The sequence below is a fragment of the Pantoea endophytica genome (assembly GCF_002858935.1).
GTDB classification, from domain to species: domain Bacteria; phylum Pseudomonadota; class Gammaproteobacteria; order Enterobacterales; family Enterobacteriaceae; genus Pantoea; species Pantoea leporis.
The window spans coordinates 35,288-54,560 of sequence record NZ_PJRT01000028.1 but is presented as its reverse complement, the minus strand read 5'-3'; the positions used below and the strand labels follow the sequence as shown (position 1 = coordinate 54,560).

Here is a 19,273-nt window from a genome sequence, read left to right as displayed (position 1 = left end):
TGCAATGTGACTATTTATTCGAGGCCAAGCTTAATTAACGCCTGTTCGGCGGCTGCTTGCTCGGCTTTACGGCGGCTGGAGCCAATGCCCACCACCGGTTCTGCCATGCCACTCACCTGACAGTGAATGGTGAATTCCTGATCGTGGGCTTCGCCACGCACCTGCACCACCAAATACGACGGCAGCGGCAGATGACGTCCCTGCAAATACTCCTGCAGGCGCGTTTTCGGATCTTTTTGCTTATCGCCCGGACTGATCTGTTCCAGTCGTGAGTGATACCAGTCGAGAATTAACTTTTCGACGGTTTGAATGCTGCTATCGAGGAAGATGCCGCCAATTAAGGCTTCAACGGTATCCGCGAGGATCGATTCACGACGGAAACCGCCGCTTTTCAGCTCGCCCGGACCGAGGCGTAAACATTCGCCAAGGTCGAACTCTCGCGCCATCTCTGCCAGCGTATTGCCGCGCACCAGCGTGGCACGCATACGGCTCATGTCGCCTTCATCCACACGCGGGAAGCGGTGATAGAGCGCATTGGCAATCACGTAGCTGAGAATAGAATCGCCAAGAAATTCAAGACGTTCATTGTGTTTGCTACTGGCGCTACGATGCGTCAGTGCCTGCTGCAATAAATCCGGATGAGTAAAAGTGTAGCCCAGTTTTCGCTGCAGCTTGTTAATGACGATGGGGTTCATGCTATTCCAGTTGTTCTGTGCGCCTATCACTGCATACGAAACAGGGCTGAGGTTCCAACCTGGTCTGTTTCGTGTGCACTGGCCTCCCGAAAGAGAGGCCAACCTTTTTTGAAGCTAATTAGTGAATCCCACCAATGCGGCTAAAGCGCACGCCGGTCGGCCACTGTCCTTCTTGTTTCTCGAAGCTCATCCAGATGGCCACCGCTTTGCCGACCAGATTCTTCTCGGGCACGAAGCCCCAGTAGCGGCTGTCGGCGCTGTTATCGCGGTTATCACCCATCATGAAATATTGCCCTTGCGGCACAATCCAGGTCGATTGCGGTTGGCCCGGCTGCTGATAATACATGCTTGCCTGACTTTGCGCTTCGTTTACCAGCAAGATATCGTGCGTTACGTTGCCCAATGTCTCTTTGCGGGTGCCGAGACGCAGGCCGCCCTTCATGGTTTCGCCCTGCGGCGCCTGGAAGAAGCCGTTGCCGGTTTCATTGCCATCAAAGCCGCTGAAGGTTTGAATGAAGTTACTTGGCTCAACGTTAGTGTAAGTCACTGGCAGCGCCGTGTCGCAACTGCCGCTGCTGCAACCCGGATTGATGGTCAGGGTTTTGCTGTAAGGATCAAACACCACTTTATCGCCCGGCAAGCCAATCACGCGCTTGATGTAGTCCACGCTGGGATCTTTCGGGTATTTGAATACCGCGACATCACCGCGCTGCGGATGGCCAGTTGGTATCAGTGTGGTTTGGGTAATCGGATCTTTAATACCGTAAGCAAACTTCTCCACGAGGATGAAGTCGCCAATCAGCAGCGTTGGCATCATTGAGCCCGAGGGAATCTGGAACGGCTCGAAAATAAACGAACGCACGATCAACACCACCGCCAGCACCGGGAACACCGATGCGGTGGTTTCAACCCAACCCGGCTGCGCGGCTACTTTCGCCAGCGTTTTACTGTCGAGTGCGTTGCCGGCCTGCGCTTGCGCGGCAGCCTGCTTCGCACGACGCGCCGGTGCCCATTTAAAGCGATCGATACACCAGATAACGCCAGTGATCAGCGTTGCGATCACTAAAACCAGGGCGAACATGTTAGCCATTAAAAATCCTTATTTGCTGTCTTTACCGACATGCAGAATGGCAAGGAATGCTTCCTGCGGCAGCTCAACGTTGCCGACCTGCTTCATTCGCTTCTTACCGTCTTTCTGCTTCTGCAACAGTTTCTTCTTACGGCTCACGTCACCGCCATAGCATTTCGCCAGGACGTTTTTACGCAGCTGTTTTACCGTTGAGCGAGCGATAATGTGGTTGCCGATTGCCGCCTGAATCGCAATATCGAACTGCTGACGTGGGATCAGATCTTTCATCTTCTCCACCAGGTCGCGGCCACGATATTGTGAGTTATCACGGTGAGTAATCAGCGCCAGCGCATCAACACGTTCTGAGTTAATCATCACGTCGACACGCACCATGTCAGAGGTCTGGAAACGTTTGAAGTTGTAATCCAGCGAAGCATAACCGCGCGAGGTTGATTTCAGACGGTCGAAGAAGTCAAGAACCACTTCCGCCATCGGAATCTCATACGTCAGCGCAACCTGCTTGCCGTGGTAAACCATGTTGGTTTGCACGCCACGTTTTTCGATACACAGCGTAATGACGTTGCCGAGGAACTCCTGCGGCAGCAGCATGTGACACTCAGCAATAGGCTCGCGCAGCTCGGCAATATTATTCAGCGGTGGCAGCTTCGACGGGCTATCAACATAGATAGTTTCACCGTCGGTGGTTTCCACTTCATACACTACGGTTGGTGCAGTGGTGATCAGATCCAGATCGTATTCACGCTCCAGACGTTCCTGAATGATCTCCATGTGCAGCAGACCAAGGAAGCCTATGCGGAAACCGAAGCCCAGCGCCGTTGAGCTCTCTGGCTCGTAGAACAGTGACGCATCGTTCAGGCTCAATTTGCCCAGCGCATCACGGAACGCTTCATAGTCGTCAGAACTGATTGGGAACAGACCGGCGTAAACCTGTGGCTTCACTTTCTTGAAGCCAGGCAACACTTTCTCCGCCGGATTGCGCTGCAGGGTTAGCGTATCGCCCACCGGTGCGCCGAGGATGTCTTTAATCGCACACACCAGCCAGCCTACTTCACCGCAGTTCAGCTCGTTGCGATCAACACGCTTCGGCGTGAAGATGCCGAGACGGTCAGCGTTGTAGCTTTGACCGGAGCTCATGACTTTAACTTTGTCACCTTTACGCAGCGTGCCGTTCTTAATACGAATCAGCGATACCACGCCAAGGTAGTTATCGAACCAGGAATCGATGATCAGCGCCTGCAGCGGGCCTTCCGGATCGCCTTCTGGCGGCGGGATGTCACGCACCAGCCGTTCCAGCACGTCGGGTACGCCCACGCCGGTTTTCGCCGAGCAACGCACCGCATCGGTGGCGTCAATGCCGACGATATCTTCAATCTCTTCCGCTACACGTTCTGGATCGGCGGCAGGCAGGTCGATTTTGTTCAGCACCGGTACCACTTCCAGATCCATTTCCATTGCGGTGTAGCAGTTTGCCAGCGTCTGAGCTTCAACGCCCTGCCCTGCATCGACCACCAGCAATGCTCCTTCACACGCCGCCAGCGAGCGGGAAACTTCATAGGAGAAGTCAACGTGACCGGGAGTATCGATAAAATTGAGCTGGTAAGTTTCACCGTCCTGCGCTTTGTAATCGAGCGTCACGCTCTGCGCTTTAATGGTAATGCCGCGCTCGCGTTCCAGATCCATGGAATCCAGAACCTGCGCCGCCATCTCACGATCGCTCAGGCCACCACAAATTTGAATCAAACGGTCAGAGAGCGTTGATTTGCCGTGGTCAATGTGAGCGATGATGGAGAAATTTCGTATGTGCTTCATTTATATGAATATCTTCACGTAGAAAATCAGTGGGAAACTTGAGCACGAACACATTCAGGAAAGTGAGCTTAACCCGGAACCCTGTCGGCCTCATTAATGACGACGCATATTACACTGTTAACGCCGCGCGTTAAAGAATGGAACTGTGGGGAATCGCAACAGATTTCAGCGGTTAAGCTGATTGGGAAAGGCCGCATCAAACGCGGCCTGGACGGGGATCAAGCTTCGCTTTCCACGCGCAACGCATCAGGCGGTAACGCAACGCTGAGAATCACCGGCTGGAAAGCCTCGCGATCGCCGAAGAGTTTGGATACCCCTTTCGCCACGATAAAGCCGCCAATGCCGCCCAACAGCGCGCCACAGGCCGCAGCCAGATCGCTGGCGAACAGCATCTGGAAGATGCCAGCCACTAAAAACAGGCCAAACAGCGGCGTCATGTAAACCAGCAAGGCAGAGCCCAGCAGGCTGCTTTCGCGGATGCCTAACTCAATGCGCTGGCCGGGTTGCAACGGCTCCGCGCTGGCGATAGTCATCACGTGGGCATTTTTCGGCCCCAGCTGATTAAGCGCATGGCTGCCGCAGCCTTTACGCGCCGAGCAGCTGTTACAAGACGTTTTCGCTTCCGTGTGCAGAGTGGCAATGCCTTCTTTCCACGCCACCACGGTGGCCCATTCTTTCATCATTTTGGTGAACCCGAATCTATGCTGTCCGCAATACGTTTGGCAGTGGCTGGCGGTAACTCGCCCACCACCGTGATTTCGTTATTATTGCGCACTTCTGTCTGCACCGTGCGACGTCCAGTGCGCAATGCCTGCACGCTGCTGCTTTTATCTGCTGGCGTAACATTAATGGCAAAGCTAAACAGGCCATCGCTGTACAGGCGCGATTCGACAGTTTTGTTCATCGACGGGATATCGCGGCGACTTTGTGAGATCAGTTTCATGCCCGCCGGAAGCCAGCTTGGCTGCCAGCTGAGTTCCACTTTGTCACCGGCCGGTAACGACAGCGATGGCGGCAAGTTGGCCTTCTCCAGCCCTTGCATCAGATTGCGTACGCCTTCATCGACGGCAAAGCTGATGACGCGGAACTGTTCCAGCGTTTCACCGTCCCGATCAAGCAGATCGATACGCAGCGGCAATTTAGTGTCCACATCCAGCCACACGACATAGCTGTAGCGTGTGCCATCGCGTGACACGATGCGCACCACTTCGCACATCTGATCGGCCATGCGCGAACGGCCCACCGGAATGAAATCGTAGGCCTCACCCAAACGGGAGAAGTCGGCGAACATCAAACCAGGTAACGCATCGATGATGTGATTGCCCGGCAGCGAGAAGGGATCTAATCCCGGCTCGAAATAGCTGATGTCGTTTCCGCGCTGAATCACTTCACGGCGCGGTCCGTCCATCTGCAACAGTTGGGCGAAGATACGATTGTCGATAACCGCGTGACGATAACGCAGAGATTCAATGCCGAGACGCGAGACATTGATGTAGGCAAATTCGTAGTTGAGGTTCTGGCTTGCCTGCTCCATCTGTTCCAACAACGCCCCGGACGCAGAGGTCTGCGCCGAGGCGATAGATGAGCAAAACAGGCTGCCTGCCAGCAGGCTAACGGCACACCAAAGCTGCTTCATTACTGCTGCTGAGTTCCTAACGACTGATTTCCAGGAACATTAGCCTGAGCCTGTTGCGGATCGTTTTTCTCAAACTGAACCTGATCGGCATGCAGACGACGTTGCAGTTCATAATCCTGCAGCATGGCATTCACGCGACGACGCTGTTCCTGCACCTGCTGATTAGAGCTGTTGGTGTCGAAGGCTTCAGAAGGCACGCCTAAGCTGACCGGCGACGCTTTACCCATCATCGGCAAGGTATTGAATGCCGGTGAATCAGACGCTTCAGTCGCGCTGCCGGTTGGAGAGCTGTTGTAGTGCTGAACACCGACAATCACCGCCAGTGAGACGCACGCAGCCACACCAACTTGCGTCAGCTGTGCCGCCCAGCTGCCACCACGACGCCAAAACGGCATCTTCTCGTAGCGTGACGGTTCAGGCTGCGCTTCAGGGATCAGCGAAGTGACTTTGCGTGCCGGCTCGTTTTCGATGGCCGCCGCCACACGTGCGGAGATATCAAAATGCAGCACTTCTCCGATATCACCGCGTAAGGTGTCGCGAATGAGATGGTAGCTTTCCCAGCTGTGCTGAAGATCCGCATCCTTCGACAACGATGCCAACAGCTCGTTATCTAAAGTTTCACCATCCATTAAAGCGGAAAGTTTTTCTTTCTGCATGCCTTGGTACCCTTCCAGTAGCCGTTATCACTGACGTTGGATAAGCGGTTGAACTTTATTATCAATAGCCTCTCGTGCACGGAAGATACGCGAACGTACGGTACCGACCGGGCAATCCATGATGACGGCAATTTCTTCGTAACTCAGACCATCCAATTCCCTGAGGGTAATGGCCATACGAAGATCTTCGGGAAGCGCCTCAATGGTACGAAAGACGATTTGTTTCAGTTCTTCAGACAACATTAAGTTCTCAGGGTTCGAAATTTCTTTCAGTGCACCCGCACTTTCGAAATTTTCCGCATCGATAGCATCCACATCACTGGATGGCGGACGTCGCCCCTGAGCAACCAGATAATTTTTCGCTGTGTTTACCGCGATGCGGTACAGCCATGTATAAAAGGCGCTGTCGCCACGGAACGATTCCAGTGCGCGATACGCTTTAATAAAAGATTCCTGAACCACATCAGGCACATCGCCTGACGGAACATAGCGTGAAACCAGGCTCGCCACTTTATGCTGGTATCGAATCACCAGTAAATTAAAGGACTTTTGATCTCCCTTCTGAACCCGCTCAACGAGAACCTGATCCGTTAACTGCTCGCTCATCCGAGGTAATATCTCCCCAAAACTTTTTTATGCGTAAGTGAACTGCCAGCACATCTCATTGTTCTGAGCAAGCATGCGCTTAGAGTGGCCCTTTGGCCCGAAGTTCACTACGACCAGAATTTTCCGTATCGGAACCACGACATCATTGTTGTTGATTGTCTTTCAGTGTAGCGACTTGCCACGCTGGTGGTGTCTTTTGCGGCACCGATAATCGCTGGCAGAGTACCTTATGACGCCGTCATTTTCACCTTTATTCCCTGAATTTTCAGAGTGTTTGATATAAAAAACACATTGTGCTCAATTTCAGAGTTAACTCACTGAATTCACGCTACTATCTCTACCCGCTGAATAATTTTTCCGCGCAGTTGGTTCAAAATACTTCACAGCACCCCCATCACGGCTTATGCTCAAGCCACCTTTTGTTTAGTAAATTAAACATCATGACTTCTCTCCCGGAATATCAGTGTGATGTCCTCATCGTCGGCAGCGGTGCGGCAGGTTTATCGTTAGCGCTGCGCTTAGCGCCGCATTATCAGGTTACCGTGCTGAGTAAAGCGCAGGTGAATGAGGGCTCAACGCTGTATGCGCAGGGCGGGATTGCGGCGGTGTTTGATGAAACGGACAGCATCGAATCACACGTTGAAGACACGCTGGTTGCGGGTGCCGGCTTGTGCGACCGCGATACGGTGAGCTTTATCGCCAGCAACGCGCGTCACTGCGTGCAGTGGCTGATTGATAACGGCGTTGCCTTCGATAAAGAGCCGCAGGCTGAGGGTGAAGCGCGTTACCACCTCACGCGCGAAGGTGGGCACAGCCATCGCCGCATTCTGCATAGCGCCGATGCCACTGGCCGCGCGGTGGAAACCACGCTGGTAAGCCAGGCGCTGAGCCATCCTAACATCCGAATTATTGAACGCACCAATGCGGTGGATTTGATCCTTTCCGATAAGCTTGGCCTGCCCGGCAAGCGCCGCGTAGTTGGCGCGTGGATCTGGAACCGTAAACGTGAACAGGTGGAAACCTGCCGCGCGCGCGCCGTGGTGTTAGCCACCGGCGGCGCAGCAAAAGTCTATCAGTACACCACCAATCCGGACGTGGCCTCTGGCGATGGCATTGCCATGGCGTGGCGCGCCGGTTGCCGCGTAGCGAACCTCGAATTTAATCAATTCCATCCCACCTGTTTATTCCACCCACAAGCGCAAAACTTCCTGCTGACTGAAGCGCTGCGCGGTGAAGGTGCCTGGCTGTTGCGTCCTGACGGCACTCGCTTTATGCCTGACTTTGATGAGCGTGCCGAGCTGGCACCGCGCGATATTGTGGCGCGCGCCATTGACCATGAGATGAAACGGCTGGGCGTCGATTGCATGTATCTCGACATTAGCCACCAGCCGGAAAGCTTTGTGCGCGCGCACTTCCCGATGATTTACGAAAAATTGCTGACCTTTGGCCTCGATCTTACTAAACAGCCGATTCCGATTGTGCCAGCCGCGCATTACACTTGCGGCGGCGTGATGGTCGATCAGCAAGGCCGTACAGATGTTGACGGACTGTATGCGATTGGCGAAGTGAGTTACACCGGCTTACATGGCGCAAACCGCATGGCGTCCAACTCCCTGCTCGAGTGCCTGGTTTACGGTTGGTCTGCTGCTGAAGATATGATCGCCCGCTTGCCGGACATCGCGGCGGTAGAACATCTGCCCGCGTGGGATGAAAGCCGCGTTGATGATGCCGATGAGCGCGTAGTAATCCAGCATAACTGGCATGAACTGCGATTATTCATGTGGGATTACATGGGAATTGTGCGTACTACCAAGCGTCTGGAGCGCGCACTGCGGCGCATTAATTTGCTGCAACAGGAGATTGACGAGTACTACGCGCACTTCCGCCTCTCTAACAATCTTCTTGAGCTGCGCAATCTGGTGCAGGTCGCCGAACTGATGGTGCGCTGTGCGCTGGAGCGCAAGGAGAGCCGAGGGTTACACTTTACCCTCGACAATCCCGATCTGCTGGATGAAGCGTTACCGACCATCCTGCAGCCCGAAGCTAGCGGAACAGGTAAAAGTCTTTCACCAGGCTGAGCCAGTCGGCTGAATAGCTTTTATCTTCATCACGAATGGCGAGACGTTCCAGCAAGGTTTCGCCGGCGGAGGGAGAAAAACCTAACACCACGCGATTCGGCGGGCGCTGCGCATAGGCGGCGACATCGTAGCGATAACGCAAATGCCAGCCATCCGCCAGCGCCAGTGAAATCAATGCTTCGCCAGCTTCAGCCGGCAGCACCACGCAAAATAGCCCTTCTTCTTCAATCAACTGGGCGGCACAACGCAGCAGCGTCAGATGGTCGAGCGTGGCGGTGCTGCGTGCGGTATCGCGCGCGACACTGCCGGTTGCCATACCGGGCGCAAAAAAAGGCGGATTACTGACGATGAGCGAAAAGCGTTTTTCACACTGTTCGCTCCAGGTGACAATATCCTGATGGTGGACGTGGATGCGATCCGCCCACGGCGAAGCCTGCATATTTTCCTGCGCCTGCTGCGCTGCGCTGGCTTCCAGTTCGACGGCATCAATCTCTACCGAATTGGGCGTACGTTGCGCCAGCATCAGCGCAATCAAGCCACTGCCGCAGCCAATATCGAGGATGCGACGCGCGCCGGCTACTGGCGCCCAGGCCCCGATTAACACGCCATCGGTGCCGACTTTCATCGCACAGCGATCGTGCGCCACGAAAAATTGCTTAAAGGTAAAACCGTCTTTTCTTAACGTCGGCCGCGCGTGCGGCTGGTCCTGAGACATACTTCACTACCATTGAATTTTTTACTGCCGGAAGTGTAACGTGGTGGCGATGGGAATTCACCTGCGCCGGTAATACCTACACAAACAGATGAAGATTATATTCGTTCTGTCTATAATCAGCGCCCCAAACTGAGGTAGACCATGACCGTAACCACATTCTCCGAACTCGAACTCGACGAAAGCCTGCTACAAGCTTTGCAGGAAAAAGGCTTCACTCGCCCTACTGTTATTCAGGCCGAGACCATTCCTGCCGCGCTGGAAGGCCGTGACGTTCTGGGTTCGGCTCCAACCGGGACGGGGAAAACTGCAGCGTTTTTGCTGCCCGCTTTACAGCATTTGCTCGATTTCCCGCGCAAGAAATCAGGCCCACCACGCATTCTGATCATCACCCCAACGCGCGAACTGGCGATGCAGGTTGCCGATCACGCGCGCGAGCTGGCTAAACACACGCATCTGGATATCGCCACCATCACCGGGGGCGTGGCGTATATGAACCATGCCGAAGTGTTCAGTGAAAACCAGGACATTGTCGTCGCGACCACCGGCCGTTTGCTGCAGTACATCAAAGAAGAGAACTTTGACTGCCGCGCCGTAGAAACGCTGATTCTCGATGAAGCTGACCGCATGCTCGATATGGGCTTTGCGCAGGACATCGAGACCATCGCCGCAGAAACCCGCTGGCGCAAACAGACGCTGCTGTTCTCGGCGACGCTGGAAGGTGATCACATCAAAGACTTCGCCGAGCGTTTGCTCAACGAGCCTGTGTTTATTGAGGCCGACCCAAGCAAAAGCGAACGCAAAAAAATCCAGCAATGGTATTACCGCGCCGATAATTTAGAGCATAAGAATAAGCTGCTGATTCACCTGTTGAAACAGCCAGATGCCACGCGCGTCATTGTATTTGTGCGCAAACGTGAGCGCCTGCATGAGCTGGTTACCTGGCTTCATGAAGCCGGCATCCGCACCAGCTATCTCGAAGGCGAAATGGTGCAGGTCAACCGTAACGAAGCCATCAAGCGTATGAATGATGGCCGCGTGAAGGTGATGATTGCCACCGACGTTGCTGCGCGCGGTATCGACATCGACGATATCTCGCACGTGATTAACTACGATTTGCCGCGCACCGCAGATACCTATCTGCACCGCATCGGCCGCACCGCGCGTGCGGGCCGTAAAGGTACCGCGATCTCGCTGGTTGAAGCGCACGATCACGTGCTGCTGGGCAAAATCACCCGTTACATCAACGAGCCGTTAAAAGCGCGTGTGATTGATGAGCTGCGTCCAGAAAGCCGTGCGCCAAGTGCTAAAGTGACGGGAAAACCGTCGAAAAAAGCACTTGCGAAGCGTCAAGAGCGTAAAGAGAAAGAACAAGAGAAACCGCGCGTCAAGCAACGTCATCGCGATACCAAAAATGTGGGTAAACGCCGCAAACCAAGCGGTAGCGATGCACCAAAGTCTGGTGCGGAATAAAACAGCACTCGCTGTAATTAATCGCCTCTTTTGAGGCGATTTTTTTGTTTTAAGCGTAGCGAAAACGCGCTTTCGCTATCATCCGCCCTGAAGAACCGTTCTTTTAAACTCGCCAGATAAAAAAAGCCGCGCCAATCAACATTGGCGCGGCTTGTATTGCTGTGTGTCTTTTCGTCAGTGCTGCAATTACAGGCTTTCGGTGAATGTACGTGTAATCACGTCACGCTGCTGCTCTGGCGTCAGCGCGTTAAAGCGCACGGCATAGCCAGATACGCGAATGGTCAACTGCGGATATTTTTCCGGATGATTGACGGCATCTTCCAGCGTTTCGCGGCGCAGCACGTTAACGTTCAGGTGCTGACCACCTTCGATGCGCACCTGCGGTTTCTGCTCAAGTGGAATTTCACGGTAAGCGATTTCGCCGAGATCGCTGATAGCAACAACCTGATCTTCTGCGAAATCCCCTTTGGCGCACAGGCAGCGCGCTTCGGCTTTATCATCGTCCAGCAGCCAGAATGAGTTCAACAGCTGTGGATTATTTGCCTGAGTAATTTGAATACCGGTGATCATAGTAGGTCTCCAGGGCTTTACGCTGTCGCAACTGGGCAGCGAGGTTCATAAGGTTTTGGAATGCTGTGGTATATCACTGCAGGAAAAGCGCCGTTTTGACCTGTATCAATTTCGTCCAGTCACGATTACACGCTGAAAACCTAACAAATTGATTCATAACAACTTCGCTAATTAAAATTTTACGTAAATATTCAAATTATTTTTACCCTTCTGCTGTTGAGTCCGACACGTTAAGCTAGGCGCACTATTTTGCAGGGAGTCAACGATGGCTGAGAAGCTGACCTGGCACGACGTGCTGGCTGAAGAGAAAGAGAAACCTTACTTCGTGGAAACGCTGAAAGCGGTGGCCAATGAACGCGCTGCCGGCGTAACGGTGTATCCGCCGCAGAAGGATGTGTTTAATGCCTTTCGGCTGACCGAACTGGGCGATATCAAAGTGGTGATTTTGGGGCAGGATCCCTACCACGGCCCGAATCAGGCGCATGGTCTGGCATTCTCTGTGCTGCCCGGCGTGGCGATCCCGCCGTCATTACTGAATATGTATAAAGAGCTTGAGGAGGATATGCCCGGCTTTGTGCGTCCTACGCACGGTTTTCTTGAAAGCTGGGCAACACAAGGCGTGTTGCTGTTGAACACCGTGTTAACGGTGGAAGCCAGTAAGGCGCATTCGCACGCGCGCTTTGGCTGGGAAACCTTTACCGATAACGTCATCAGCGCCATCAATCAGCATCGCGAAGGGGTAATTTTCTTGCTGTGGGGTTCGCATGCGCAGAAGAAAGGCAGCATCATTGATACGCAGCGTCATCATGTATTGAAAGCGCCGCACCCTTCTCCGCTCTCCGCGCATCGTGGCTTTTTTGGCAGTAAACACTTCTCGCAGGCAAACGCGCTGCTCAGTCAATCGGGCCAGTCACCGATTGACTGGATGCCGGTGTTGCCTTAATAAACAAACGGCCGCATTAAGCGGCCGTTGTTATTACAGCGACAGATTAGCCTTTGGCTTTGGTCACTGCCACCATCGCCGGACGCAGCAGGCGACCATTGAGGGTGTAACCGCGCTGCATCACCATCAGCACGTGATTTGGCGCCATATCTTCTGATTCCATCATCGACATCGCCTGATGGATCTCTGGATTGAATGGCACATTGGTTTCGCCCACCACTTCCACGCCAAACTTACGCACCGCACCCAGCAGCGACTTCAGCGTCAGCTCGATACCTTCGATCATCGAAGCCAGTTCAGCGTTCTCTTTGTCTGCCACTTCCAGCGCGCGCTCCAGGCTATCAATCACGGGCAGCAGTTCGTTGGCAAATTTCTCCAGCGCAAATTTATGCGCCTTTTCCACGTCCATTTCAGTACGGCGACGAATATTTTCGATCTCCGCCTGCGCACGCAGCTGTGCATCACGCACGCCGGTTTGCGACACGGCTAACTCGGCTTCCAGTTGCGCGATACGCTCATCACGCGGATCCACCTCAGCGGTTGTCTCTGCGTCCACGTGCTGCTGATCCTGTTGAATTTCGTCTGAGACTTGCTCGTTTGGGGTGTTCTGTTCTTTACTACTCATGAATTTCTCCGCGTTTTGCACATTCATCTCGCTGGTTGGCTTATTATGGGGATCAGTTTGACGGTTTCAAGTAAACCCATCACATTGCCTGGCCGTTTTGGCTTATAAGGAACTCGCGCTAAATGAACAAACACTTTAACTGCATCGGGATTGTCGGCCATCCGCGCCATCCTACTGCGTTAACCACCCATGAAATGCTCTGGCGCTGGCTAACGGCAAAGGGTTATGAGGTGATTGTCGAGCAGCAGATTGCGCGCGAACTGGATTTGAAAAATGCCCAAACCGGCAGCCTTGCGGATATTGGTCAACGCGCTGATTTAGCTGTGGTGGTTGGTGGCGATGGCAACATGCTTGGTGCTGCCCGTGTGCTGGCGCGCTATGACATCAAAGTGATTGGCATCAACCGTGGCAACCTCGGTTTTCTCACCGATCTCGATCCGGACAATGCGCAACAGCAGCTGGACGATGTGCTGCAGGGCGATTACTTCGTCGAGAGCCGCTTCTTGCTGGAGGCGCAGGTGTGCAAAGAAGCGTGCTCGCCGCGCATTGGTAGCGCCATTAATGAAGTGGTGCTGCATCCCGGTAAAGTTGCGCATATGATTGAATTCGAAGTCTATATTGATGAGGTGTTTGCCTTTTCACAGCGTTCCGATGGTTTGATTATCTCCACACCGACCGGCTCCACCGCCTATTCGCTTTCGGCGGGCGGCCCTATTCTGACGCCGTCGCTGGATGCGATTACGCTGGTGCCCATGTTCCCGCACACGCTTTCTGCGCGTCCGCTGGTAATCAACAGCAGCAGCACCATCCGCCTGCGTTTTTCTTCCCTGCGCAGCGATCTCGAGATCAGTTGCGACAGCCAGATTGCCTTGCCAATTCAGGAAGGTGAAGATGTCCTGATCCGCCGTAGCGCCAATCATCTCAATCTTATCCATCCTAAAAATTACAACTATTTTAATACTTTAAGTTCAAAGTTGGGCTGGTCAAAAAAATTGTTCTGAAAATCAGCGCTGACTACTTTACTGTATAAAAAACCAGGATATACTGTATGTAAAACCATATCTGTTTTTACATACAGGTGATTCTATGCTGGCACAACTGACCATCAGTAACTTTGCTATCGTTCGTGAACTGGAGATCGACTTTCATCGTGGTATGACGGCAATCACGGGTGAAACCGGCGCAGGTAAATCTATCGCCATCGATGCGCTGGGCCTGTGTCTGGGCGGTCGCGCTGAAGCAGATATGGTGCGTCAGGGTGCCAGCCGCGCTGATATCTGCGCCCGCTTCCAGCTCAAAGCTTCGCCTTCCGCACAACGCTGGCTGGTGGAGAATCAGCTGGATGAAGGCAATGAGTGTCTGCTGCGGCGTGTGATTAGCGCGGATGGTCGTTCGCGTGGCTTTATCAACGGCACATCGGTGCCGCTGTCGCAGTTGCGTGAACTGGGCCAGTTGCTGATTCAGATTCACGGCCAGCATGCTCACCAGTTGCTGCTCAAATCCGATCACCAAAAACATCTGCTGGATGCGTATGCAGCCCACGATGATTTGCTGTCTGAAATGCGCCATCACTATCAGCGCTGGCATCAGAGTTGCCGCGCGCTGGCACAGCATCAGCAGCTTTCGCAAGAGCGTGAATCCCGTCGCGAGCTACTGCAGTATCAGTTGAAAGAACTCAATGAATTTGCCCCGCAGCTGGGCGAATTTGAACAGATTGATGAAGAGTATAAACGCCTGGCGAACAGCGGCCAGTTGCTGTCCACTAGCCAGCAAGCGCTGCAAATTCTCGCCGATGGGGATGACACCAACCTGCAGAGCCTTCTTTATAGCGCTCGTCACATGCTGGGCGAACTGGTGACGCTGGATAATAAAGTCAGCGGCGTGTTCAATCTGCTGGAGGAAGCCGCGATTCAACTCAGTGAAGCCAGCGATGAACTGCGTCACTACTGCGAACGTCTGGATCTCGATCCCAATCGCCTGCATGAGCTGGAGCAACGTCTGTCACGGCAGATTGCATTGGCACGTAAGCACCATGTCGCACCTGAAACCTTGCCGGTGCTTTATCAGCAGTTGCTGGATGAAGCGGAACTGCTTTCGCAGCAAGAGAGCGATCAGGAAACTTTGCAGTCTGAAGTTGTCGCTCACCACAAAGCCGCGTTAGTCAGCGCTGAAAATCTGCATCAACTGCGTGAGCATTCCGCTCAAGAATTGAGCCAGCTGATTACGCAAAGCATGCGCACGCTGGCAATGCCGCACGGCCAGTTTGCCATTGTGCTGGAGTTCAATGCCGATCAACTCACCGCAGATGGCGCAACGCGCATTGATTTCCGCGTTACGACGAACCCAGGCCAGCCGCTCCAGCCGCTGGGCAAAGTGGCTTCCGGCGGTGAGCTGTCGCGTATCGCTCTGGCGATTCAGGTGATTACCGCACAGAAAATGGAAACACCGGCAATGATCTTCGATGAAGTAGATGTTGGCATCAGCGGCCCAACCGCCGCTGTTGTCGGCCAAATGCTGCGTCAGTTGGGCGAGTCAACACAGGTTATGTGTGTCACGCACCTGCCGCAGGTTGCCGGCTGCGGTCATCAGCACTTTTACGTCAGCAAAGAGACCGATGGTGCGATGACAGAAACGCATATGCAGCCGCTGGATAAACGCGCGCGTCTGCAAGAGTTAGCGCGTTTGCTGGGCGGCAGCGAGGTGACGCGCAACACGCTGGCCAACGCTAAAGAACTTTTAGCCGCCTGATACCGCACTTTTTTCCCGGCTGGTGGTCATATGCTTGCTCTGTAGAGGTTTCAAATAGCGAAAAGGTTTATTATCATCGGCAGTTATGTCGTCTGAGTAATAAAGCCTGCCGCAGGCAGAGTTCAGAATTTGATGGCAAAAAAATAGCCTGCTGAAAGGCGTTTGGCCCCAGAAAAGGAATGTATAGATGCGCTGTAAAACGCTGACTGCCGCGGCAGTAGTAATGTTGATGATGACCGCTGGATGTTCCACCCTTGAGCGCGTTGTGTATCGTCCGGATATCAATCAGGGGAATTACCTGGTCGCCAACGATGTGTCGAAGATCCACAATGGCATGACGCAGCAGCAGGTTGCCTACACGCTCGGTACGCCGATGATGCGCGATCCGTTTGGCAGCAACGTTTGGTATTACGTGTTCCGCCAGGAACCAGGCCATGAAGGTGTGAAACAGCAAACGCTGACGCTGACCTTTGACAGCAACGGAACGCTGACTAACATCGACAATAAGCCGAAGCTCTCAGGCAAAGAAGGCTAAGTGAACGGCAATAAAAAAGGCGCTTAAGCGCCTTTTTTCGTTTTTACATTCCGACTATTTCTTCTCAGCTGACCGCTCTGCGCGTTGACGCCGTAACTCTTTCGGGTCGGCAATCAGCGGACGATAGATCTCAATGCGATCACCATCCTGGACGGCATCACCCAATTTTACCGGGCGGCTATAAATCCCAACCTTATTCGAGTTCAGGTCAATATCTTTACGCAGTGACAGCAACCCCGAAGCCTTGATCGCTTGCTCAACGGTTGCGCCTTTTTCAAGCGTTACGGCACGCATATACTGCTTGTCTGGCAGTGCGTAAACCACTTCAACGCTGATATCAGGCACGATAAACCTCTTTTGCGCGCTGACTGAACGCCTGCACCATGCTATTTGCCAGCTCTTTAAAGATGCGGCCGAACGCCATTTCTACCAGCATATTGGTGAACTCAAAATCGAGGTTCAACTCAACCTTGCAGGCATCATCACCTAATGAAGTGAAATGCCAGCCGCCGGTCAATTTACGAAACGGGCCATCAACCAACTGCATCAATATGCTTTGGTTGCTGATCAGCGTGTTGCGCGTAGTGAAAGTTTTACTGATGCCCGCTTTCGAGACATCAACGGCCGCGGTCATTTGATCTCCGCTGTTATCCAGCACCCGACTGCCGGTGCAGCCCGGCAGAAACTGAGGATAAGCATCCACGTCATTCACAAGACGGTACATCTGTTCAGCGCTATAAGGGACCAGCGCTGAACGACTAATCTGGGCCATAATGGTTCCTGTTCATCACAAAACCATTGAATAATACCATTTTCAGTCACCAAACAAAAATTCACGGCTTTGCTTGCTGTGCTAAAATGGAGTGTTTTTTACCGCCCTGCAGGACAGGGGATGCGCCCATAGACTGAGTGATGTAGACTACGCCGCACTATGACAAAGAAAAAAGTTAACAAACCCGGTTCAGCCACTATTGCCCTCAATAAACGCGCACGTCATGAATACTTCATTGAAGAAGAGTTCGAGGCGGGTATGTCGTTGCAAGGATGGGAAGTCAAATCACTCCGTGCCGGTAAGGCTAACATCAGCGATAGCTACATTCTTTTGCGCGATGGTGAAGCTTACCTGTTCGGCTCTACTTTCCAGCCGCTAGCGGTTGCTTCAACGCATGTGGTGTGTGATCCCACGCGAAGCCGCAAGCTGCTGCTGAAACAACGTGAACTCGATTCGCTGTACGGTCGCGTCAACCGCGAAGGTTTTACCGTGGTTGCGCTGTCGATGTACTGGAAAAATGCCTGGGCCAAACTGAAAATCGGTGTGGCGCGCGGTAAGAAAGAGCACGACAAGCGTGACGACGTGAAAGAGCGCGAATGGAAGATGGACAAAGCGCGCATTATGAAGAATTCAAAGCGTTAAGCGCTGGATTTTGGCGTCGCTTGTCTGTAGTATTGAAATTTCTTGGGGCTGATTCTGGACTCGACGGGATTGTGAAGCCTTAGGAGCATGCCGAGGGGCGGTTTGCCTCGTAAAAAGCCGCAAAAAAATAGTCGCAAACGACGAAAACTACGCTTTAGCAGCTTAATAACCTGCTTTGAAGCCCTCTCTCCCTAGCTTCCGCTCTTAAGACGGGGATCAAGAGAGGTCAAACCCAAAAGAGATCGTGTGGATGCCTTGCCTGGGGTTGAAGCACTAAATCTAATCAGGCTAGTTTGTCAGTGGCGTGTCTGTCCGCAGCTGGCCGGCGAATGTAAAGACTGACTAAGCATGTAGTGCCGACGGTGTAGTAATTTCGGACGCGGGTTCAACTCCCGCCAGCTCCACCAAAATTCTCCATCGATGATCACCAGAGTCATTCGATGAAGTCCTAAGAGCCCGTATGGCGCAAGCCTTACGGGCTTTTTTGTATCTGGACTCTTTCAAGGCGACTCGCATGAAAATCCCAAACCGACTCCAGCCTCTCGTCGATGATGGCCTGGTAGATGAAGTACTACAAAGACTAAGAAGCGGCAAAGAAGCTGACGTTTATACCGTGTTAACGGGCGGCAAAATCCAGTGTGCGAAAGTGTACAAGGACGCCACACAACGAAGTTTCAAGCAGGCCGTGCATTATCAGGAAGGGCGCAAAGTGCGCAACAGCCGTAATTCACGTGCGATGCAAAAAGGGTCGAAATTCGGGCGCAAGCAGCAAGAAGAGACCTGGCAAAGCGCGGAAGTTGATGCGTTATTCCGCCTGGCGAATGCTGGCGTACGCGTCCCGCAGCCCTACATTTGCATCGACGGCGTTTTGTTGATGGAGCTGGTCACAGACGCAGAAGGTCTGGTTGCGCCACGCCTGAGCGATGTGTTCCTGACCGAAGAGAACGCCCTGAAGGATTTCGATACCATGATCCGCAATATCGTGCGCATGCTGTGCGCCGGCATTGTTCATGGTGATCTGTCGGAATTCAACGTGCTGCAGGATGCCAACGGACCGGTGATTATCGACTTGCCACAAGCGGTTGATGCCGCGGCAAACAACCACGCTGAATCGATGTTTGAGCGCGATGTGAACAACATCACCGCCTATTACGGGCAATATGCTCCGCAGATTTTGCAAACGCGCTATGCGAAAGAGATCTGGCAATTATATGAAGATGGAAAGCTGACGCCAGAAACGCCGCTCACCGGTCTCTTCGTAGAAGAGGTGCATGAAGTGGATATGAACTCATTGATGGATGAGATTATCGCCGCCGAAGATGAGTTCTATGATCGTCAGCGCGCCGCTAAAGAGCGCGACGAAGAGTAGAGGCGGCTCCACAGCTCAGGCAGGCTGGCGATAAACGCCTCGGCTATCGCGTGTTTATTGCCACCCGGATTCCACAACGTTACCAGCGTAACGTTCAATCCCTGATTGCCAACCTCGGTACGCAACCGTTGCACGTTGCGCCACTGCTATGCTGCGCCAGGCAGATAGCAGATTAATATTGCAGAGCCACAGCTCAGGTGGCTCTTATCCCTTCCTGCAACAACCTAAAATGCTATCTACTGGTGATTTTGCCAGCGAAACTAGACCTTTTTCATTCCTGGTTTATTCTTAAATCTTTCCATCCCGGCCTGTGC

At 53.2% G+C, this 19,273-nt stretch carries 21 protein-coding genes and 1 other RNA gene; 9 read left to right on the top strand and 13 right to left on the bottom strand.

The window, feature by feature from the left end; genetic code table 11:
* Window positions 1-14 precede the first annotated feature (14 nt).
* From rnc to rpoE, 7 genes are all read right to left on the bottom strand, one after another.
* Window positions 15-695, bottom strand: coding sequence for a ribonuclease III (gene rnc, locus PZBJ_RS17050; RefSeq protein ID WP_036620136.1), 681 nt, complete (start codon window positions 693-695; stop codon window positions 15-17).
* Between the two features lie 118 nt (window positions 696-813).
* Window positions 814-1,785, bottom strand: a complete 972-nt coding sequence (gene lepB, locus PZBJ_RS17045; RefSeq protein WP_101763459.1) for a signal peptidase I — start codon at window positions 1,783-1,785, stop codon at window positions 814-816.
* Between the two features lie 9 nt (window positions 1,786-1,794).
* Window positions 1,795-3,594, bottom strand: a complete 1,800-nt coding sequence (lepA, locus tag PZBJ_RS17040) for a translation elongation factor 4 (protein ID WP_101763458.1) — start codon at window positions 3,592-3,594, stop codon at window positions 1,795-1,797.
* 218 nt (window positions 3,595-3,812) lie between these two features.
* Window positions 3,813-4,277 carry a SoxR-reducing system protein RseC gene (gene rseC, locus PZBJ_RS17035; protein WP_061718009.1) on the bottom strand — a complete coding sequence of 155 codons (465 nt, stop codon included), beginning with the start codon at window positions 4,275-4,277 and terminating at the stop codon, window positions 3,813-3,815.
* A complete protein-coding gene (rseB, locus tag PZBJ_RS17030; RefSeq protein WP_101763457.1) occupies window positions 4,274-5,230 on the bottom strand; it encodes a sigma-E factor regulatory protein RseB in 957 nt (318 codons plus the stop codon). The genes rseC and rseB overlap by 4 nt, the downstream gene beginning before the upstream one ends.
* Complete coding sequence (gene rseA / locus PZBJ_RS17025; RefSeq protein WP_101763456.1) at window positions 5,230-5,886, bottom strand: anti-sigma-E factor RseA; 657 nt, start codon at window positions 5,884-5,886, stop codon at window positions 5,230-5,232. Before rseA ends, rseB begins: the two co-directional genes overlap by 1 nt.
* A gap of 27 nt (window positions 5,887-5,913) precedes the next feature.
* Entirely contained in the window at window positions 5,914-6,492 is a 579-nt protein-coding gene (gene rpoE / locus PZBJ_RS17020; RefSeq protein ID WP_007886161.1) for an RNA polymerase sigma factor RpoE, read from the bottom strand.
* Window positions 6,493-6,932: 440 nt separating this feature from the next.
* Between rpoE and nadB the strand changes: the two genes are divergently transcribed.
* A complete protein-coding gene (gene nadB, locus PZBJ_RS17015; protein ID WP_101763455.1) occupies window positions 6,933-8,570 on the top strand; it encodes an L-aspartate oxidase in 1,638 nt (545 codons plus the stop codon).
* Here nadB and trmN read toward each other — a convergent pair.
* On the bottom strand, window positions 8,536-9,285 hold the full coding sequence (gene trmN, locus PZBJ_RS17010) for a tRNA(1)(Val) (adenine(37)-N(6))-methyltransferase TrmN (protein WP_101763454.1): 750 nt from the start codon (window positions 9,283-9,285) through the stop codon (window positions 8,536-8,538). The two genes, nadB and trmN, sit on opposite strands and share 35 nt — an antisense overlap.
* A 141-nt stretch (window positions 9,286-9,426) precedes the next feature.
* Here trmN and srmB point away from each other — a divergent pair, with 141 nt between their 5' ends.
* A complete protein-coding gene (gene srmB / locus PZBJ_RS17005; protein ID WP_101763453.1) occupies window positions 9,427-10,755 on the top strand; it encodes an ATP-dependent RNA helicase SrmB in 1,329 nt (442 codons plus the stop codon).
* 186 nt (window positions 10,756-10,941) lie between these two features.
* On the opposite strand, the gene grcA is transcribed toward srmB, so the two are convergent.
* Complete coding sequence (gene grcA / locus PZBJ_RS17000) at window positions 10,942-11,325, bottom strand: autonomous glycyl radical cofactor GrcA (RefSeq protein ID WP_008101535.1); 384 nt, start codon at window positions 11,323-11,325, stop codon at window positions 10,942-10,944.
* A gap of 265 nt (window positions 11,326-11,590) precedes the next feature.
* Between grcA and ung the strand changes: the two genes are divergently transcribed.
* A complete protein-coding gene (ung, locus tag PZBJ_RS16995) occupies window positions 11,591-12,268 on the top strand; it encodes a uracil-DNA glycosylase (RefSeq protein WP_101763452.1) in 678 nt (225 codons plus the stop codon).
* Between the two features lie 46 nt (window positions 12,269-12,314).
* On the opposite strand, the gene grpE is transcribed toward ung, so the two are convergent.
* On the bottom strand, window positions 12,315-12,893 hold the full coding sequence (grpE, locus tag PZBJ_RS16990) for a nucleotide exchange factor GrpE (protein ID WP_101763451.1): 579 nt from the start codon (window positions 12,891-12,893) through the stop codon (window positions 12,315-12,317).
* Between the two features lie 122 nt (window positions 12,894-13,015).
* Here grpE and nadK point away from each other — a divergent pair, with 122 nt between their 5' ends.
* From nadK to bamE, 3 genes are all read left to right on the top strand, one after another.
* Window positions 13,016-13,894 carry an NAD(+) kinase gene (gene nadK, locus PZBJ_RS16980; protein ID WP_061718023.1) on the top strand — a complete coding sequence of 293 codons (879 nt, stop codon included), beginning with the start codon at window positions 13,016-13,018 and terminating at the stop codon, window positions 13,892-13,894.
* Between the two features lie 85 nt (window positions 13,895-13,979).
* Complete coding sequence (gene recN / locus PZBJ_RS16975) at window positions 13,980-15,641, top strand: DNA repair protein RecN (protein WP_101763450.1); 1,662 nt, start codon at window positions 13,980-13,982, stop codon at window positions 15,639-15,641.
* 187 nt (window positions 15,642-15,828) lie between these two features.
* Window positions 15,829-16,176 carry an outer membrane protein assembly factor BamE gene (gene bamE, locus PZBJ_RS16970; RefSeq protein ID WP_101763449.1) on the top strand — a complete coding sequence of 116 codons (348 nt, stop codon included), beginning with the start codon at window positions 15,829-15,831 and terminating at the stop codon, window positions 16,174-16,176.
* A 54-nt stretch (window positions 16,177-16,230) separates the two neighbouring features.
* Here bamE and PZBJ_RS16965 read toward each other — a convergent pair whose 3' ends face one another.
* Both PZBJ_RS16965 and PZBJ_RS16960 read right to left on the bottom strand, forming a co-directional pair.
* Complete coding sequence (locus PZBJ_RS16965) at window positions 16,231-16,521, bottom strand: RnfH family protein (protein WP_101763448.1); 291 nt, start codon at window positions 16,519-16,521, stop codon at window positions 16,231-16,233.
* Window positions 16,514-16,948, bottom strand: coding sequence for a type II toxin-antitoxin system RatA family toxin (locus PZBJ_RS16960; protein ID WP_008101549.1), 435 nt, complete (start codon window positions 16,946-16,948; stop codon window positions 16,514-16,516). Before PZBJ_RS16960 ends, PZBJ_RS16965 begins: the two co-directional genes overlap by 8 nt.
* A gap of 159 nt (window positions 16,949-17,107) precedes the next feature.
* Here PZBJ_RS16960 and smpB point away from each other — a divergent pair, with 159 nt between their 5' ends.
* The 3 genes from smpB to PZBJ_RS16945 all read left to right on the top strand — a co-directional run bounded on the left by smpB (window position 17,108) and on the right by PZBJ_RS16945 (window position 18,959).
* Window positions 17,108-17,590, top strand: a complete 483-nt coding sequence (smpB, locus tag PZBJ_RS16955) for an SsrA-binding protein SmpB (RefSeq protein ID WP_007886141.1) — start codon at window positions 17,108-17,110, stop codon at window positions 17,588-17,590.
* Window positions 17,591-17,634: 44 nt separating this feature from the next.
* Window positions 17,635-17,997: a transfer-messenger RNA gene (gene ssrA / locus PZBJ_RS16950) on the top strand.
* 107 nt (window positions 17,998-18,104) lie between these two features.
* Window positions 18,105-18,959 carry a PA4780 family RIO1-like protein kinase gene (locus tag PZBJ_RS16945; protein ID WP_101763447.1) on the top strand — a complete coding sequence of 285 codons (855 nt, stop codon included), beginning with the start codon at window positions 18,105-18,107 and terminating at the stop codon, window positions 18,957-18,959.
* Here PZBJ_RS16945 and PZBJ_RS16940 read toward each other — a convergent pair.
* Window positions 18,926-19,093, bottom strand: a complete 168-nt coding sequence (locus tag PZBJ_RS16940) for a hypothetical protein (RefSeq protein ID WP_206098222.1) — start codon at window positions 19,091-19,093, stop codon at window positions 18,926-18,928. The genes PZBJ_RS16945 and PZBJ_RS16940 overlap by 34 nt on opposite strands.
* Window positions 19,094-19,273 lie beyond the last annotated feature (180 nt).

What these genes read in the sequence shown, in the direction of transcription:
- rnc (WP_036620136.1), bottom strand. Translation starts at nt 695, where the DNA reads ATGAACCCCATCGTCATTAACAAGCTGCAGCGAAAACTGGGCTACACT.
- lepB (WP_101763459.1), bottom strand. Translation starts at nt 1,785, where the DNA reads ATGGCTAACATGTTCGCCCTGGTTTTAGTGATCGCAACGCTGATCACT.
- lepA (WP_101763458.1), bottom strand. Translation starts at nt 3,594, where the DNA reads ATGAAGCACATACGAAATTTCTCCATCATCGCTCACATTGACCACGGC.
- rseC (WP_061718009.1), bottom strand. Translation starts at nt 4,277, where the DNA reads ATGATGAAAGAATGGGCCACCGTGGTGGCGTGGAAAGAAGGCATTGCC.
- rseB (WP_101763457.1), bottom strand. Translation starts at nt 5,230, where the DNA reads ATGAAGCAGCTTTGGTGTGCCGTTAGCCTGCTGGCAGGCAGCCTGTTT.
- rseA (WP_101763456.1), bottom strand. Translation starts at nt 5,886, where the DNA reads ATGCAGAAAGAAAAACTTTCCGCTTTAATGGATGGTGAAACTTTAGAT.
- rpoE (WP_007886161.1), bottom strand. Translation starts at nt 6,492, where the DNA reads ATGAGCGAGCAGTTAACGGATCAGGTTCTCGTTGAGCGGGTTCAGAAG.
- nadB (WP_101763455.1), top strand. Translation starts at nt 6,933, where the DNA reads ATGACTTCTCTCCCGGAATATCAGTGTGATGTCCTCATCGTCGGCAGC.
- trmN (WP_101763454.1), bottom strand. Translation starts at nt 9,285, where the DNA reads ATGTCTCAGGACCAGCCGCACGCGCGGCCGACGTTAAGAAAAGACGGT.
- srmB (WP_101763453.1), top strand. Translation starts at nt 9,427, where the DNA reads ATGACCGTAACCACATTCTCCGAACTCGAACTCGACGAAAGCCTGCTA.
- grcA (WP_008101535.1), bottom strand. Translation starts at nt 11,325, where the DNA reads ATGATCACCGGTATTCAAATTACTCAGGCAAATAATCCACAGCTGTTG.
- ung (WP_101763452.1), top strand. Translation starts at nt 11,591, where the DNA reads ATGGCTGAGAAGCTGACCTGGCACGACGTGCTGGCTGAAGAGAAAGAG.
- grpE (WP_101763451.1), bottom strand. Translation starts at nt 12,893, where the DNA reads ATGAGTAGTAAAGAACAGAACACCCCAAACGAGCAAGTCTCAGACGAA.
- nadK (WP_061718023.1), top strand. Translation starts at nt 13,016, where the DNA reads ATGAACAAACACTTTAACTGCATCGGGATTGTCGGCCATCCGCGCCAT.
- recN (WP_101763450.1), top strand. Translation starts at nt 13,980, where the DNA reads ATGCTGGCACAACTGACCATCAGTAACTTTGCTATCGTTCGTGAACTG.
- bamE (WP_101763449.1), top strand. Translation starts at nt 15,829, where the DNA reads ATGCGCTGTAAAACGCTGACTGCCGCGGCAGTAGTAATGTTGATGATG.
- PZBJ_RS16960 (WP_008101549.1), bottom strand. Translation starts at nt 16,948, where the DNA reads ATGGCCCAGATTAGTCGTTCAGCGCTGGTCCCTTATAGCGCTGAACAG.
- smpB (WP_007886141.1), top strand. Translation starts at nt 17,108, where the DNA reads ATGACAAAGAAAAAAGTTAACAAACCCGGTTCAGCCACTATTGCCCTC.
- PZBJ_RS16945 (WP_101763447.1), top strand. Translation starts at nt 18,105, where the DNA reads ATGAAAATCCCAAACCGACTCCAGCCTCTCGTCGATGATGGCCTGGTA.